Genomic DNA, 16,872 nt, shown 5'->3' on the forward strand with positions numbered 1-16,872 from the left:
TCTCCTTAAAAATCCACCTGCATTGAGAGGCGGGCTTCACGCGGCGCACCGGGCTGCGCGCTGGCATTGCCCGCGCCGGTATAGCCGTTAAGCGCGCCGGGCACAATGTTGGTCCAGTAGTGGCGATTGGTCAAGTTCGTCACGCTCAGGCGAAAGGTGGTATCAGTGCTGAATAAGCGGGTACGGTAGCTGCTGCCCGCATCGAAGGTGGTGTAGCCGCTAACCCAGCTGTCATTACTGTTATCCGTCGCGCGCCGTCCGGTGTAGCGCACGCCTGCGTCCACATCCAGGCCCGGTAGCTGGCGAAGGGTGTAAATAGCGAGCAGGCTGGTGGTAAAGCGCGGCAGGCCGACTATCTGTTTATCTTCCGTGCTACTGCTGGCTGTGCCATGCAAACGAGGGTCCAGCCACATCGCGCCGCCAAGCAGACGCAGATTGGGCGTGGCACGGCCATCCACCATCAGCTCCAGACCACGGTTTTTCTGCGTACCGCCTTCGGCGAACTCGCCGCTGTCGCGCGTCCAGGCGAAGGGGCGTTTTGCTTCGAACAGCGCCGCTGTCAGAAGCAAATCTTGCATCGGGGCGTATTTCGCGCCGATTTCTATCTGCTTGCTGCGATAGGGAGAGAGGATCTGCCCGGCGTTGCTGGCGCCGCCTGGCGCGGTATCGCCCTGTTGCAGGCTATCGGCCCAGCTGGTGTAAAGCGTGATGTTCTCCTGCGGTTTATACATCAAGCTTGCCGAACCACTGGCACCGCTCTGGCTGGCACTGCTGCTCTGCTTTCCGGCTTTGTTGTAATTGGCAACACTCAGCAAGTTTTCACTGCCAGAAAGTAACAGGCTCCACTGTGGAGTAAAGGTCAGCGTATCGCTGAGCAAAAACGCATGCTGGGTGGCGCTGGCAGAGTGGTAACGGCGGGTGAAGTCCGGGTAGTCGGGTTTGGCAAACACGCGCGGGTTATCCAGCGAGGCTGAGCCGAGCGTTTGCGTGCCGCCTTGTGCCGGGTTGTAGTTTTTCCAGACAAACCCGCGCATTCCCACCGCGACGTCATGGCCCAGCCAGCCGGTATCCATATGGCCGGTCAGATTTGCCAGATAACTGTTGATGGTAAAACGGCTGGCGGTCGCGCTGGAGGAGGTGGTGGTGTAATCCCCCAGATTATCGGTCAGCGTATTGGTGACAGCGGTGGATTCGCGATCGGCAATCTGGCGTAGTACGCCCACGTCAAGCAGCCAGTTACCGTCAAAATCATGCTTCACATGCAGGCTGGCGGTGGTGGTTTTATCGTTATGCCCGGCGTAAGACTGGCCGTATTTACGGTTCGTCGGATCGACGGCGGCAGGGAAATGCGTGCCTTTCGCCAGCGCGAAAGTGCCCGGTAGCCCTTTCTCATAGTATTGGTAATAGCTGAAATTGCTCTCCAGTACCGTGTGGTCAGTGAGCTGAAAATCCAGCCCTAAGCCTGCGTACTGGCGGCGGTTACGGCTGCCGTGAGTGTAGCCGCGCCCCTCTTCATTGAGCAGATTGAGCCGGTATTTCACCCGGTCGTTGTTGTCCAGCGGGCCGCTAAAATCTAATGACGTGAGCGCTCCGCTGCCGGTGCCGGCACCGACGGTGAGACGGTGCAACGGAACATCGGTCGGTCGTTTGGAGAGCAGGTTAAACATGCCTGCCGGGTTAGCGGGGCCGTACAATGAACCCGCCAGTCCATCAAGCACATCAATGCGTTCGAACTGATCCGCCGGGTACTCGGTCGTTGAGACAGCATTCATCCCATCAATTAAATGGTTTTGCACCACGCTACCCTGCATGCCGCGGGTTTGCGGGCGTGCGCCGTCGCCCTGCACCGATGGCAGATAACGGTAGACATCTTTCACGCTGCTCAGTTGCTGGTGGGTGATAAGCGCGCTGGATACGGTCTGCATGGACACGGGGGTGTCCAGCACCCGGCGTTTACCGAGATTACCCACGGTCGCCTGTTTCTCTGCGGCGGGGGAGTCCTTATCCAGCGAGGGAGCCTGCGGTGTTGCGGTGACCACCACGGTTTCTTCGGCCATTGCCTGCGTCGCGGCCAGTAAAGAACAAAAAGAGAGCATCCCCAGCGTCAGGGGAGAACGATTTTTATCTGTAAATAACATTGAGGTGTTTCGTCGTCAGTGAAAAAGAGACGGACTTGTAAAGCCGCCATCCTGGCAGGGGACAGTTATTATTTTTACGGGCAATACAAACACAGTATCGCTATATATATCAATATATAGCGCATGGCTATTTGTGCTGTTAATCAAAACGTTGGCAAGCGGGCGCAGGGCGCGCCCGTGGGAGAGGTTAGGCCAGCGCCTGCTGCCAGTCGGCAATCAGATCGTTTTCATCTTCGATACCAACAGACAGGCGAATGAGCTGCGGCGTGATGCCGTTTGCCAGGCGCTGCTCCAGCGGAATGGAGGCGTGCGTCATGCTAAACGGCTGGCTTACCAGGCTCTCGACGCCGCCGAGGCTTTCCGCCAGCGTAAACAGTTTCAATTTATTGATTATCTCTGCGGCGCGGGAATCGCTGCCTTTAATGACCACAGAGATCATCCCGCCCGGCAGCGCCATCTGTTTGCGCGCCAGCGCATAGTGCGGGTGCGACTCCAGCCACGGGAACCACACCTTTTCCACCTGCGGTTGTTGCTCAAGCCAGCGGGCCAGCGCCAGCGCATTGCTGCTGTGGCGCTCAACGCGCAGGCTAAGGGTGCGAATGCCGCGTAAGGTCAGGAAGCTGCTGAAGGGATCGAGCACCCCGCCCACGGCGTTTTGCAGATACGCCAGTTTTTCCGCAAGCGGCGGGTTATCACCGACCACCGCCAGCCCGGCGACCACATCCGAGTGGCCGTTGAGGTATTTTGTGGCTGAATGCACCACGATATCAAAACCGAACTCCAGCGGGCGATGAATCACCGGCGAGGCGAAGGTGTTATCCGCCACGCTCAGCACATTGTGGCGTTTGGCGATGGCGGCAATGGCCGCTAAATCTGCCAGCTTTAATAGCGGGTTGGTGGGGGTTTCCACCCAAATCATCCTGGTGTCCGGGCGAATAGCGGCTTCCAGCCCCGCCAGGTCGTCCGGTTTTACCCAGCTTACCTGCAACCCGGTGCTGCGACGGCGTACGTTTTCAATCAGCCGATAAGTGCCGCCATACACGTCATCAATGGCAACCAGGTGGCTGTCCTTATCGAGCAGCTCCAGCACGGTGGCAATACTGGCGAGGCCGGACGCGAATGCATAGCCTTGTGTGCCCCCTTCCAGTTCGGCGATAGCGGTTTCCAGCGCGTGGCGCGTCGGGTTGCCGCTGCGGGAATATTCATAGCCGGTATGCTGCCCCGGCGCGGGTTGGGCAAAGGTTGAGGTGGCGTAAATCGGCGGCATGACCGCGCCGTGCTGATCGTTAAAGACGCCGCTGTGGACGCTGCGGGTGGCAAGAGTGGTCATCGTATATTCCTTATTGTTCAAGACGGTTACGCCAGGTGGTGAGCACATCGCTGCGGGTAATGAGGCCGATAAACTGGCCCTTGTCAGCGATAACCGCCACCAGCCCGCGATCGAAAATATCGCGCAGGGCGCTTTCGGGCGCATGTTTGTCGAGGGTTTCAACGTTACGGGTCATCGCTTCTTTCACCGGTAGCGCAAAGCGCTGGCTGTCTCCCTGCACATGGCTTATCAAATCCCACTCATCGACAATCCCGACCAGTTGACCGTTTTCCAGCACCGGAAGCTGTGAGATGTCATACAGACGCATCCGCGCCAGCACGGCGGCGAGGCTGTCGTCCGGTGCGGCAGTCACCGTCGCCCCTTCATCATGGCGCAGGGCGATAAAATCCGTCAGATCGCTCTGCGTCGGGCTGCTGAGCAGTCCTTGCTGGCGCAGCCAGTCATCGTTGAACATTTTTGACAGGTATTTGTTGCCGCTATCGCAGGCGAATGTCACCACCCGTTTTGGCGTGGTTTGCGCCTGGCAATAGCGCAGCGCCGCGCTCAATAACGTGCCGGTAGAAGAACCTGCCAGCACGCCCTCTTTTTGCAAAAGCAGACGAGCAGCGGCGAAGGCTTCTTTATCGGTTACGCGAAACGCCTTGTGTACGCCGTCTATCTGCGCCAGCGGCGGCACAAAATCTTCACCGATCCCCTCAACCAGCCAGGACCCAGGTTCTCCGACATCGCGCTTCTCTACCCAGTCAGCGAGGATTGAACCGGCGGGATCGGCGAGCACAAATTCGGTGTCGGGGGAGTGTTCGGCAAACCAGGCCTGAAGCCCGCCGAGCGTGCCGCCGGAGCCGACGCCCAGCACAATGGCATCAATTTTGCCGTCCAGCTGGGCAAAAAGTTCCGGCGCGGTGGTGGTCGCGTGCGCCAGCGGATTCGCTTCGTTATTAAACTGGTCAATATAAAACGCGCCGGGTGTTTCCTGTGCCAGGCGGCGGGCGACATCCTGATAATACGCCGGGTGGCCTTTATTCACGTCGGAGCGGGTCAGTACCACTTTGGCACCGAGCGCCCGCAGATGATAAATCTTCTCGCGGCTCATTTTGTCCGGCACTACCAGTATCAGCGAATAGCCTTTTTGCGCCGCAATTAGCGCCAGCCCTAAACCGGTGTTCCCGGCGGTGGCTTCAATAATAGTCCCGCCAGGGGCAAGCAAGCCTTGCCGCTCGGCTTCAGTGATCATCGAGAGCGCTACCCGGTCTTTTATCGAACCGCCGGGATTTTGATTCTCCAGCTTAAGGAATAATTCACAGTTTCCGCTTTCGAGCTTATGTAATTGCAGCAACGGTGTATGACCAATTAATCCGGTAACAGAATGAAAAACAGACATATAGCGATCACCCATGAATAGATGCGATGAATGGATGATAGGACTGTGATAGTGAGGTTTTAAAGAATGTTTCATTGGTCTTTAGAACCGGTGGGAATATAAAGCTCTGTTTGGCTATCAGGATGGCAAGCCATTTAGTCGTCCGGATGGATTGATAGCTAAAGAGTGACTTTTTGCCTCTGTTTTCAGGAATTTTCGCTGTCTTTTCGCTGCTATTATGCGATTTTCGGCAATGCAATGCTGAATAATTTCTTATCGCTTGAGGAGGCGTTTTCTGGCGGTTAGCGCATTTTGTTATAAGTAATGTCTATTTGGTTATTTGAAATATAATTGCGGCTGATTATTATCATCTGGACATCCATACTGCTAAACCGCCAAACGGAAACATCAACGAATGATCGTCCTCAGGAATATTTCCAAAATTTTCGACCAGGGAAAGGCATCGATTACCGCCGTCGATAGCGTCAATCTGACGGTTGAGCAGGGGCAGATTTACGGCATTATCGGCTACAGCGGCGCCGGGAAAAGTACGCTTATCCGGCTACTTAACGGCCTGGAGAAACCCACCCACGGCAGCGTGGTGATTAACGGCCAGGATATTGGCACCGCGCGTGGCGAAAACCTGCGCCAGGCACGCCTGAAGATAAGCATGGTTTTTCAGCACTTCAACCTGCTGTGGTCGCGCACCGTGAGCGAAAACATCGCTTTTTCTCTGCAGATAGCGGGCGCGCCGAAAGCGCAAATTAAAACACGCGTGGCGGAGCTGATTGAACTGGTCGGGCTGAAAGGGCGTGAACAGGCTTACCCGTCGCAGCTTAGCGGCGGGCAGAAGCAGCGCGTGGGGATTGCCCGTGCGCTGGCGAATAACCCGGATGTGTTGCTCTGTGATGAAGCGACCTCGGCGCTGGACCCGCAAACTACCGATCAGATCCTCGATCTGCTGCTGGATATTAACCGCCGCTTCGGGCTGACAATTGTCCTGATCACGCATGAAATGCACGTGGTGCGCAAAATTTGCGACCGCGTGGCGGTGATGGAAAACGGCAAAGTGGTGGAAGAGGGCGATGTGCTAAGTGTCTTTACGCACCCGCAGATGCCTATAACGCAGCAGTTTGTGCGCCAGGTCAGCCAGTATAAAGAAGACGAAGCGTTTAACCCGGAGCTGGCAAGCGATTTGGCCGGAACGGTAATCAAACTCACCTTCACCGGGCACAGCACACATCAACCGGTGGTGGGCGATCTGACGCTGCGCTACGGTCTGCCGTTCAATATTCTGCATGGCAAGATGTCGCAGACCGCGCACGGCGTTTTTGGGCAATTATGGGTGCACGTTGTCGCCACCCCGGAACAATTAAGCAATATCCTCGCGGACTTACGCAACAGCGATATTGAAAGCGAGGTCATCACCCATGTCTGAGACATTTTTTCCTCATCTGAAGTGGGCGCAGCTGTGGGCCGCCACGCAGGAAACGCTGTATATGACGGCGCTCTCCGGCGCAGCGACGTTTGTGCTGGGTATTCTTCTGGGGCTGGCGCTGTTTTTAACGGCGCGCGGCGGGCTGTTTCAAAACCGCGCCTTGTACAGCGTTATCTCTATTGTGGTGAATGTTTTTCGCTCTATTCCATTCATCATTTTGATTGTATTGCTGATCCCTTTTACCAAAACCATCGTCGGTACCATTCTCGGTGCCAACGCGGCGCTGCCCGCGCTGATTGTCGGGGCGGCACCTTTTTACGCACGTCTGGTCGAGATTGCGCTGCGTGAAGTGGATAAAGGCGTTATTGAGGCGACGCGCTCGATGGGCGCACGCCTGAGTACCTTAGTCTTTCGGGTGTTATTGCCCGAATCTTCACCTGCGCTGGTGTCCGGTATTACCGTGACGCTGATTGCGCTGGTGAGCTACAGCGCCATGGCCGGTGTTATCGGTGCGGGCGGGTTGGGCAACCTTGCTTATCTGGAAGGATTCCAGCGGAACCACAACGACGTCACGCTGGTGGCGACGGTGACTATCCTTATCATCGTCTTCATTATCCAGTTCTGCGGCGACGTGATTACTTCTCTGTTAGATAAACGATAATTATTGGAAACCAACATCATGAAAAAAACACTGACACTGATTGCCGCAGCCACCCTGAGCGTTCTGAGTTTCTCTTCCTGGGCGGATACGCTGACCGTTGGCGCATCGAATGTGCCGCATGCCGAAATTCTGGAGCAGGCAAAACCCATCCTGGCGAAACAGGGTATTGATTTAGAGATTAAACCGTTCCAGGACTATATTTTGCCTAACACGGCGCTGGCGAGCCGTGAACTGGATGCGAACTACTTCCAGCATATTCCTTATTTGAACAGCGTTATCAAAGATCACGCAGGCGATAAAACCTATGATTTCGTCAGCGCGGGCGCGATTCATATTGAGCCGATTGGTATCTATTCGAAAAAATTCAAATCGCTGAAAGACCTGCCGGAAGGCGGCAAAATCATCATGCGTGACGCGGTTTCTGAAGAGGGGCGTATTCTCTCCATCTTTGAAAAAGAGGGCGTGATTAAGCTCAAGCCAGGCATCGATAAAGTGACGGCGCGTATTGATGATATCGTTGAGAACCCGAAAAAGCTGAAGTTTCTGCCAAACGTAGAAGCTGCGCTGCTGCCGCAGATGTACAACAACGATGAAGGTGACGCGGTGGTCATTAACGCGAACTATGCCATCGATGCGGGCCTTGATCCGGTGCACGATCCTATCGCGGTAGAAAGCGGTGAGAACAACCCGTATGCCAACATCATCACCGTACACCGTGGCGACGAGAAGAAAAAAGATATCGTTGCGCTGGTGAATGTTCTGCACTCCAAAGAGATTCAGGAGTGGATCCGCACCAAATATAAAGGTGCGGTGATCCCGGTTAACAATTAATCCTGCCTGTGCGCGGCCATCGCTGCCGCGCGCTTTTTTATGATTCATCTCACCAATTTTTAAACATTCTCGTTAACTCATTTTAACAATGCTCTAGTATGGCCGGGTTTAATCCGCGCTGAGGTAGAGATGAAAGAGGTTGTGATCGTCGGGGCCGTCCGTACGCCAATCGGCTGTTTTCAGGGCGCGCTGTCTCGCCATTCGGCCGTAGAGCTGGGCAGTCTGGTGGTGCAGGCCCTGATTGCACGCAGCGGTGTGCTGGCGCAGGATATCGATGAAGTGATTTTAGGCCAGGTGCTCACCGCCGGGGCCGGGCAAAACCCTGCCCGCCAGTCGGCCATTAAAGGCGGGCTACCGAACACGGTGTCGGCTATCACTATCAATGATGTTTGCGGCTCCGGGCTGAAAGCGCTGCATCTGGCCTCGCAAGCGATTCAGTGCGGTGAAGCCGATGTGGTGATTGCCGGTGGGCAAGAGAATATGAGCCGTGCGCCGCATGTGCTGACCGACAGCCGTACCGGCGCGCAGCTTGGCAACAGCCAGTTAATTGATAGCCTGGTGCATGATGGCCTGTGGGACGCGTTTAACGATTACCATATGGGCGTGACGGCAGAAAACCTGGCGCGGGAGTACGGGATAAGCCGCGAGCGCCAGGATGAGTGGGCGCTCAGTTCTCAGCATAAAGCCCGCGCGGCAATTGATGCCGGGCGCTTTCGCGATGAAATCGTGCCGGTCAAGGCGGTGACCGCGGAGGGCAAGCAGGTGCTGGTGGACACTGACGAGCAGCCGCGCACGGATACCAGTGCTGAAGCGCTGGCGCAGCTTAGTCCCTCTTTCGAGCTGACAGGATCGGTCACCGCCGGGAACGCCTCGCCGCTCAATGATGGCGCGGCGGCAGTTTTGATGATGAGCGAAAGCAAAGCGCGCTCGCTCAATCTGCCGATACTGGCGCGCATTCGCGCTTTTGCCAGCGTCGGCGTCGACCCGGCATTGATGGGGATAGCGCCGGTATATGCGATGCGGCGCTGCCTGGAACGCGCAGGCTGGCAGTTAGATGAGGTGGATTTGATTGAAGCCAATGAAGCCTACGCAGCGCAGGCGCTGTCGGTCGGTAAAATCCTCGAGTGGGATGAATCGCGCGTGAACGTCAACGGTGGGGCGATAGCGCTCGGCCACCCGATAGGTGCGTCCGGCTGCCGAATTCTGGTTTCGTTGGTTCATGAGATGCAAAAACGCAGCGCGCGTAAAGGGCTGGCGACGCTATGCATCGGCGGCGGCCAGGGAGTGGCGCTGGCCATCGAACGTGATTAACCTTCCTTATTTTTTATAACGCCTTCCACCGGAAGGCGTTATTTTTTGTGACACCGCTCGCAGCGCGTGTTTCATTTAAAATAAAACTTCCTCGTTTTCTTTTCATTATTTCACTTATTACCCTGCTTTATTTCACTTATTGGAAAATTAAATTATAACCCGCGTGACAATTTAAACGTCATGAAATAAGCAAGCTTATTATTAGGTGATTTTTTAATTTAGCCTTGCTTTTTTGGCGCCTGTTTTTAATTTGTATTTGTTTTTGTAATTATAAGGTTAATAAAATTCTGTGTGATCTTAAGCATGGTTTTTTGGATTTAATGGGAATTTTTATTGATATTCATCACGGCGTTAAACACCGCAATTTTATCGACAAATATTTACGATCCAGATCACTAAAATAAAGTTCCCTTAAAAATAAAATAGAATTCCATAAAAATGGAACATAATTTTAATTTGAGGTAACTCATGTTTAGAAAATCTCTGGCTCTTGCTTCTCTTCTTGGCGCGTCCTTCGCTTCACAGGCTGTCACTGTTGACTTACGTCACGAATACATTGACAGCGGCTCTAACGCTGACCGCGTAGCGGTATCTCACCGTTTTGATAATGGTCTTGGGTTTGGTGTTGAAGCGAAATGGAAATCTGGCGGCGATGATGCCGACAAACCGTTAACGGAAATCGTGGGCAACGGCCACGAAGAGTCCATTAACTGGCGCTGGGCAGCGACCAAGAACATTGCACTGACACCAGGCTTTAATATCGAAAGCAAAGACACTAACTCAATCTATAAACCTTATATTCACGCACAATACAGCTTTGATAGCGGCGTTTATATTGCTGGCCGTTACCGTTATGAATACACACGTAACCCGGATTCCGACGTTGTTGATAATAAAGTGAACAAATTCGATACGTGGATTGGCTGGGCGATGGGCGACTTCCGCGCTGAGCTGAACTATGTTTATGCCAAGAGCACCGAAGACGTTATTCGCGAGAATAACAAAACTTATTCCAACGAATATAATGCCAAGCTGGCTTATAAATGGGATAAAAACTGGTCTCCGTATGTTGAAGTGGGCAACGTGGGTGTGAAAAATACCGACGAGCGCCAGACACGTTTCCGCCTTGGTGTGGCTTATTCTTTCTGATTGTCTGTATTACCCTCAAATTATCCCCGGCTTTGGCCGGGGATTTTTTATATCTGCACAATGCCCGAAATACTTCGCCCCTATGGCGCGTTGGCTAATCCCTGAGATTGTCCCGTTCGGGAGCAATGCGACTGGCCCTGACAGCTCGTCAGATTTACCAATATTATTAGCAAATTTACCCGGAAATTATTTTTGTGTTTGATCACGCTTGCCCTAAATAATTCGCGTCACAGGAAGGCGGCGACGCAGCTAATCCCCAGGAGCTTACATAAGTAAGTGACTGGGGTTAGCGAGGAAAGCCAACGCGCCTGTGGCGTGAAGTATGACGGGCATTATAGGCACAAAAAAAGGCCCCCAGGAGGGGGCCAAGGCCAGTTACAGAAACACAAACTTATTTTGCTTGCAACATCTCACGTTGCTCGGGAAGTTTCGCAATATAGAGGGCAGGTTTGCCGTCTTTATCCGAACTAAACAGGACTGCACTGTCGTCAGGCGTGAACGACGGGTGCGGGTGTGTGACCTGGCGGCTATTAGCAAATGTCGCCCACGAGGTATCGTGGCGCGCGACGCGGAAATAAGCCTTTTTCGCCACATCAAACACATATAAATAAGGATCGTTATCAATGGAGTAGCCACCGGTATCTTTCACATCGACCGGCGTGCCGGAACCATCGCCAACCAACAGCGTGCCGTCAAAATTACTCATCAGGTGCGAGCACGAAGGCATCGACATAAGCGTCTCGTTAACGCCTGTATCCGGGTTAAAGCTGCAAATCATGCGGCCCTGTTGCCCCTTCAGATACGAGACGTACACCAGCGCGGAGCCGTTCGGCACCCAGAATTCATGCGTACAGCTTTCGCCCTCGGCGTGATCTTTCACCTTGCGTACATTGCTGCCATCTTCGTTTACCAGCCACATCCGCGCATCGACCAAATCGTGCGGGCCTTCGTGGCAAAACGCCACGGTTGCGTCGTCGAACGGGCGATAAATCGGATGGCCCAGCCAGATTTTCTCTTCATGAATAACGCTGCTTACGCCACTTTGCAAATCGACGCGCAGCAGGCGGCAGTGGGGGCCTTTATGGAAGAAATCATGGAATAACTGCCAGTCATTCAGCGGCGTCCAGTCGCTGGCGGAAATCTCAATGCCCACCAGTTTGGTGCAATCGCTGTTCGCCACCCAGGTACCGTAGCCTACCCACTCTTCTGGTACGCGATACACTTCGCGCTCTGCCAGCGTTTGTAACTTCACTTCACGCAGTGTGCGATCGTTCTTCACATAATAGAGCGCGCTGTCATCAGGCGAGAGGAAACCACCAAAGGTGTTATCACCGACGCCTTCCGTCAGCTGCACCGCTTCTGCTTTTGCGATATCCAGCAGGTAATAATTCCAGTTGCCATCAAATTCACCGGCAAATAACAGGTGGCTGCCATCATTGAAAAAACATTTTTGATAAAAATAATTCCGGTGGCAGGTCACTTCCGGTGGAGTTAAGCGGGTGATTTCCGCGCCGGTATCCGGATCGCGGCTGACTGCATATTCAAGTTTTACCCGCATGCCTTTTGCCATATCTCGCTCCTTTCGAGGGGCCATCGGTACGCGTGTTGCCCCAGCTGCTAACAAGTTTAAAAACTGGGTATTAATTTATCAAAACAATGTTTCAATATGTGTGACAGGCGACGCAATTATAAGAAAATTCCAGCTGTTACGCAGATTGAGAGTCGAAAAATGCGTGCTAATAGCCGCTGGCTTTGTTTTTTAACCGAAAATCTTCCATCGGGTGTCAAAAATCAAAGATAGGCTTAACTTATTGTTTGATATGATTTATTTAAATTCAATTTACGGCAAGTCATTTTTATTTTCCCCCGCCCACCCTGCACATTCGTGATCGGACTTACAAATCCAATAATATGTCACAGAAAAACTGAAACGTTGTTTTAGTTGAGATTGAAAACATGTTTTAGTCAGGATAAGATGAAGAAATACAATAAACGGAACGGTGTTTCTACTCTCCGTTGACTCTTTTTATGCTGAACAATGCTTTCGGAGGTTATTGTGGAAGTAAGACAGAGCATCCACAGTGCGCACGCAAAAACGCTGGATACCCAGGGGCTGCGCAATGAGTTTTTAGTGGAGAAAGTATTCGTTGATGACGAATACACCATGGTCTACAGCCATATCGACCGCATTATCGTGGGCGGTATTAAACCGGTGAAAAAAACCGTCAGCGTGGGCGGCGAAGTGGGCAAACAGCTGGGCGTGACCTATTTTCTTGAGCGTCGCGAACTGGGCGTTATCAATATCGGCGGGCCGGGCACTATCACCGTTGATGGGCAGTGTTTTGAGATTGGCCATCGCGATGCGCTTTATGTCGGCAAAGGCGCAAAAGAAGTGGTGTTTGCCAGCATCGATAGCGCGCAACCGGCGAAGTTTTACTATAACTGCGCGCCAGCCCATACCACCTTCCCGACGAAAAAAGTGACGCCTGCTGATGTCTCTCCGGTAACGCTTGGCGATCCGCTGACCAGTAACCGCCGCACTATCAATAAATATTTTGTACCGGACGTGCTGGAAACCTGCCAGCTGAGCATGGGTCTGACCGAGCTTGCCCCTGGCAATCTGTGGAACACCATGCCATGTCATACCCATGAACGCCGCATGGAAGTCTACTTCTATTTCAATATGGAAGAAGACGCCTGCGTGTTCCACATGATGGGCCAGCCGCAGGAAACGCGGCATATCGTGATGCATAACGAACAAGCTGTTATTTCACCGAGCTGGTCAATCCACTCGGGCGTAGGCACTCGTGCTTATACCTTCATCTGGGGCATGGTGGGTGAGAACCAGGTCTTCGATGACATGGACCACGTCGCTGTAAAAGATCTGCGCTAATCGCTGCAGGATAAAACCAAGCCTGTCAGGGTACAGGCGCTGATAGAGTAAGGAAAAAAAATGATTCTGGATGCTTTTTCGCTTCAAGGTAAGGTGGCGGTCGTAAGCGGTTGCGATACCGGTCTGGGCCAGGGCATGGCGCTGGGTCTGGCGGAAGCAGGCTGCGATATCGTGGGGATCAACATCGTTGAACCGACGGAAACTATCGAGCGTGTTACGGCGCTGGGCCGCCGTTTTCTGAGCCTCACCGCCGATCTGCGCAAGATAGACGGTATCCCGGCGCTGCTGGAACGTGCGGTATCTGAGTTCGGCAAGATTGATATTCTGGTGAATAACGCAGGGCTTATCCGCCGTGAAGATGCGATCAATTTTAGCGAGCGGGACTGGGACGATGTAATGAACCTGAACATCAAGAGCGTGTTCTTTATGTCTCAGGCGGCAGCGAAACACTTTATTGCTCAGGGCAGCGGCGGAAAAATCATTAATATCGCCTCTATGCTCTCCTTCCAGGGCGGGATCCGCGTACCGTCTTACACCGCTTCCAAAAGCGGCGTGATGGGCGTAACGCGTCTGCTGGCGAATGAGTGGGCGAAGCACAATATCAACGTCAATGCGATTGCGCCGGGGTATATGGCAACCAACAATACCCAGCAACTGCGTGCCGATGAGCAGCGCAGCGCCGAGATCCTCGACCGTATTCCTGCGGGTCGCTGGGGTCTGCCGAGCGATCTGATGGGGCCGGCTGTGTTTCTGTCGTCCAAAGCCTCTGATTATATTAATGGCTACACCATTGCGGTAGACGGCGGCTGGCTGGCGCGCTAATACGTCAATAAAGCTGGAAAACCTGCCTGCGGGCAGGTTTTTTTATGTCTGCATATTATTTGTCCATATGCATTTGCGTGAAAAATCCATACCTTTTTATCTTATTTTTAGTTTTCTATAAATTAACTTCTAATAATTAGTAAGTTAAAAATTATTGATGACTTAAATCATATTTTCAAAATTGTAAACTCCATCACAAAACGATATGCCATAGCTATTTTATCCATATCTTCACGGATTCCTGTGCTGACCGTGTTCCCGGTAATGACGTACTTTTTTAAGGTGTCTTATTCTGTTCAGGCAGGAAAACAATGACTTCTATCAGTAATGACTCTGTATCCGTACCGCGCGGGCTGCGCGATACCCGGCGTATGAATCTTTTTGTCTCTGTTTCCGCAGCCGTCGCCGGGCTGCTGTTTGGTCTGGATATTGGCGTGATTGCCGGTGCGTTGCCATTTATCACCGACCATTTTGTGCTAAGTAGCCGTTTGCAGGAGTGGGTGGTGAGCAGCATGATGCTCGGCGCGGCGCTCGGCGCGATATTTAATGGCTGGCTCTCTTTCCGCCTTGGACGCAAATACAGCCTGATGATTGGCGCGGTATTGTTTGTGCTCGGCTCAGTAGGCTCGGCGTTTGCCAGCACGGTTGAGATCCTTATTCTTTCCCGCGTGGTGTTGGGTGTTGCCGTTGGTATCGCTTCGTATACTGCGCCGCTCTATCTTTCTGAAATGGCGAGCGAAAACGTGCGCGGCAAGATGATCAGTATGTACCAGCTGATGGTTACGCTGGGGATTGTGCTGGCGTTTCTTTCCGATACGGCGTTCAGTTACACCGGCAACTGGCGCGCAATGCTCGGCGTGCTGGCGCTTCCGGCAGTGGTGCTGATTGTGCTGGTGATTTTCCTGCCCAACAGCCCGCGCTGGCTGGCGCAAAAAGGGCGGCATATCGAAGCAGAAGAAGTGTTGCGTATGCTGCGCGATACGTCAGAAAAGGCGCGCGATGAGTTAAATGAAATCCGTGAAAGTCTGAAGTTAAAACAGGGCGGTTTCCGGTTATTTAAAACCAACCGTAATGTGCGCCGCGCGGTGTTTCTTGGCATGTTGTTGCAGGCGATGCAGCAATTTACCGGGATGAATATCATCATGTATTACGCGCCGCGCATTTTTAAAATGGCCGGTTTCACCACGACCGAGCAGCAGATGATCGCCACGCTGGTTGTCGGGCTGACTTTTATGTTTGCCACGTTTATTGCTGTGTTTACGGTCGATAAAGCCGGGCGCAAACCGGCGCTGAAAATTGGTTTTAGCGTGATGGCGCTGGGTACGCTGGTGCTGGGCTATTGCCTGATGCAGTTCGATAACGGCACGGCATCGGGTAGCCTCTCCTGGCTTTCTGTGGGCATGACGATGATGTGTATCGCCGGGTATGCGATGAGCGCTGCGCCTGTGGTGTGGATTTTGTGCTCGGAAATTCAGCCGCTGAAATGCCGCGATTTTGGTATCACCTGTTCGACCACCACCAACTGGGTGTCGAATATGATTATCGGCGCGACCTTCCTGACATTGCTGGATGCGATTGGCGCTGCGGGCACGTTCTGGCTCTATACGGCGCTGAACCTGGCGTTTGTCGGCATCACTTTCTGGCTGGTGCCGGAAACCAAAAACGTCACGCTGGAGCATATCGAACGCCGCTTGATGGCAGGCGAGAAACTGCGCGATATCGGGGTGTAATATTTACCCGTGGCGCAGGTAAGCGCCACGGGAAAGTAAGGAAAAAACGAAACTATCGGCACAAAGGAGGCGGGGAAAAAGAGATTTTATTAGTAGACATTCCTTAAGGCGGTCTTTGTTTAACTAATTATTTTTAAGCCGGTAATTTCTTTCATTTATAATAGCCATATTGTAAATGGATGGCGTGAGAATTTTGAGCAGTTCGTCAAGCAATGCCTCTGACCCGAACTGACCATGATGCAATTATTGTGAATGACTCTATCTGGCAAGAAGCAGCAGGTAATATTACATATTACGATGTTTGGCAAGCCACTGTCCGGCGGTTGTGGTTTCAATTCCCTGATGATAATTGAACGTATTTTCTTTACGCCATGCAACCCCATCAGGCCGGGCAAAAGCAAGCCGATAAGCAGCGCCTGGATCATGCGGATTAAGCTGTACGTCTTCCAGCAGTTTTTTCCTGTCCAGCAATCTTCTGTTTAACTTACCTTCCCAGCGAGCCTGCATTAAATCAGCAAGTTCATCGTAGGTCAGCGTATCTCCTGCGATAAAAACGATCTCGTTTCGCAAAGCAGGCTGATGGAAAAAAATATCGGCAGTCAGCCGGCCAATATCTTCAGGCGTCGTCAGCGTCACCGCATATTTCCAGTCTCCCAGGGCACAGACCGTTTTACTTTGCGCGTCAACCACCCCAAAACCTGGTTCAAAAAGGTAGCTGGTAAAAATTCCCGTAGATACAATTACCCACTCAGTTATGCTCTGCGCGCGCAGCAGGTGGCGAACTTCTAACTGTTCGTCCCATACCTGCTGTCCGCTGCCTTTACCAACAACATCATAGTCAACACCGAATTGCCACGGAAAGTAACGAGCCACGCCCGCCTTGAATACTGCCTGTGTAATCTTTATTTGTGTTCCCGGTCCTCCGACAAAACCACTGCAATTGATAATGGCATCAAAGGGGAGAAACCGTTCGCTTAGCTCATCAATGCTGTTTTTCTGTAAATCACCTTCAACCACAGTAATTCCCAGTTTGGTTAGCTCTTCGCGCCGTGCCCGGCGTGACCCGGAAACAGCATGCGCAGCTTCACTTCTGAGTAACACGCTGATTGTTACCTGCGGGTGCTCTTGCGCTTTTCTGCTCATTGCGCGCAATACCGGCATTCCCAGCTCTCCTGCACCAAGGACGAGGATGTTTTTTTCAGATTTCAT

At 52.8% G+C, this 16,872-nt stretch carries 13 protein-coding genes; 8 read left to right on the plus strand and 5 right to left on the minus strand.

Annotated elements, in window-relative coordinates; all coding sequences use genetic code 11:
- Positions 1 to 5: 5 nt before the first annotated feature.
- The 3 genes from ACTU3N_RS04080 to ACTU3N_RS04090 all read right to left on the minus strand — a co-directional run bounded on the left by ACTU3N_RS04080 (position 6) and on the right by ACTU3N_RS04090 (position 4,849).
- Positions 6 to 2,138 carry a TonB-dependent receptor gene (locus tag ACTU3N_RS04080; RefSeq protein ID WP_443084860.1) on the minus strand — a complete coding sequence of 711 codons (2,133 nt, stop codon included), beginning with the start codon at positions 2,136 to 2,138 and terminating at the stop codon, positions 6 to 8.
- Between the two features lie 187 nt (positions 2,139 to 2,325).
- Entirely contained in the window at positions 2,326 to 3,468 is a 1,143-nt protein-coding gene (locus ACTU3N_RS04085; protein ID WP_443084861.1) for a trans-sulfuration enzyme family protein, read from the minus strand.
- Positions 3,469 to 3,478: 10 nt separating this feature from the next.
- Complete coding sequence (locus ACTU3N_RS04090) at positions 3,479 to 4,849, minus strand: pyridoxal-phosphate dependent enzyme (RefSeq protein ID WP_443084862.1); 1,371 nt, start codon at positions 4,847 to 4,849, stop codon at positions 3,479 to 3,481.
- Positions 4,850 to 5,243: 394 nt separating this feature from the next.
- Here ACTU3N_RS04090 and ACTU3N_RS04095 point away from each other — a divergent pair, with 394 nt between their 5' ends.
- The 5 genes from ACTU3N_RS04095 (at position 5,244) to ACTU3N_RS04115 (ending at position 10,218) form a co-directional block, all read left to right on the plus strand.
- Positions 5,244 to 6,266 (plus strand): methionine ABC transporter ATP-binding protein, encoded by a 1,023-nt coding sequence (locus tag ACTU3N_RS04095; protein ID WP_443084863.1) that lies wholly within the window; start codon positions 5,244 to 5,246, stop codon positions 6,264 to 6,266.
- The gene (locus ACTU3N_RS04100; RefSeq protein WP_443084864.1) at positions 6,259 to 6,927 is read left to right on the plus strand and encodes a methionine ABC transporter permease; all 669 of its coding nucleotides are present in this window, start codon (positions 6,259 to 6,261) and stop codon (positions 6,925 to 6,927) included. Before ACTU3N_RS04095 ends, ACTU3N_RS04100 begins: the two co-directional genes overlap by 8 nt.
- An 18-nt stretch (positions 6,928 to 6,945) precedes the next feature.
- The gene (locus tag ACTU3N_RS04105) at positions 6,946 to 7,758 is read left to right on the plus strand and encodes a MetQ/NlpA family ABC transporter substrate-binding protein (RefSeq protein WP_443084865.1); all 813 of its coding nucleotides are present in this window, start codon (positions 6,946 to 6,948) and stop codon (positions 7,756 to 7,758) included.
- A gap of 129 nt (positions 7,759 to 7,887) precedes the next feature.
- On the plus strand, positions 7,888 to 9,069 hold the full coding sequence (locus ACTU3N_RS04110) for an acetyl-CoA C-acetyltransferase (RefSeq protein ID WP_443084866.1): 1,182 nt from the start codon (positions 7,888 to 7,890) through the stop codon (positions 9,067 to 9,069).
- Between the two features lie 468 nt (positions 9,070 to 9,537).
- On the plus strand, positions 9,538 to 10,218 hold the full coding sequence (locus tag ACTU3N_RS04115; protein WP_443084867.1) for an oligogalacturonate-specific porin KdgM family protein: 681 nt from the start codon (positions 9,538 to 9,540) through the stop codon (positions 10,216 to 10,218).
- A gap of 391 nt (positions 10,219 to 10,609) precedes the next feature.
- Here the strand turns inward: ACTU3N_RS04115 and ACTU3N_RS04120 are convergent, their stop codons facing one another.
- Entirely contained in the window at positions 10,610 to 11,788 is a 1,179-nt protein-coding gene (locus tag ACTU3N_RS04120; protein ID WP_443084868.1) for an oligogalacturonate lyase family protein, read from the minus strand.
- 468 nt (positions 11,789 to 12,256) lie between these two features.
- On the opposite strand from ACTU3N_RS04120, the gene kduI reads away from it, so the two are divergent.
- The 3 genes from kduI to araE all read left to right on the plus strand — a co-directional run bounded on the left by kduI (position 12,257) and on the right by araE (position 15,663).
- Positions 12,257 to 13,111, plus strand: coding sequence for a 5-dehydro-4-deoxy-D-glucuronate isomerase (gene kduI / locus ACTU3N_RS04125; RefSeq protein WP_443084869.1), 855 nt, complete (start codon positions 12,257 to 12,259; stop codon positions 13,109 to 13,111).
- A gap of 60 nt (positions 13,112 to 13,171) precedes the next feature.
- Positions 13,172 to 13,933 carry a 2-dehydro-3-deoxy-D-gluconate 5-dehydrogenase KduD gene (kduD, locus tag ACTU3N_RS04130; RefSeq protein ID WP_443084870.1) on the plus strand — a complete coding sequence of 254 codons (762 nt, stop codon included), beginning with the start codon at positions 13,172 to 13,174 and terminating at the stop codon, positions 13,931 to 13,933.
- Between the two features lie 311 nt (positions 13,934 to 14,244).
- On the plus strand, positions 14,245 to 15,663 hold the full coding sequence (gene araE, locus ACTU3N_RS04135) for an arabinose-proton symporter AraE (RefSeq protein WP_443084871.1): 1,419 nt from the start codon (positions 14,245 to 14,247) through the stop codon (positions 15,661 to 15,663).
- Positions 15,664 to 15,948: 285 nt separating this feature from the next.
- On the opposite strand, the gene ACTU3N_RS04140 is transcribed toward araE, so the two are convergent.
- The gene (locus tag ACTU3N_RS04140; protein WP_443084872.1) at positions 15,949 to 16,872 is read right to left on the minus strand and encodes an aromatic alcohol reductase; all 924 of its coding nucleotides are present in this window, start codon (positions 16,870 to 16,872) and stop codon (positions 15,949 to 15,951) included.

The sequence above is a fragment of the Vagococcus sp. WN89Y genome (genome assembly GCF_052220145.1).
GTDB lineage: Bacteria > Pseudomonadota > Gammaproteobacteria > Enterobacterales > Enterobacteriaceae > Kosakonia.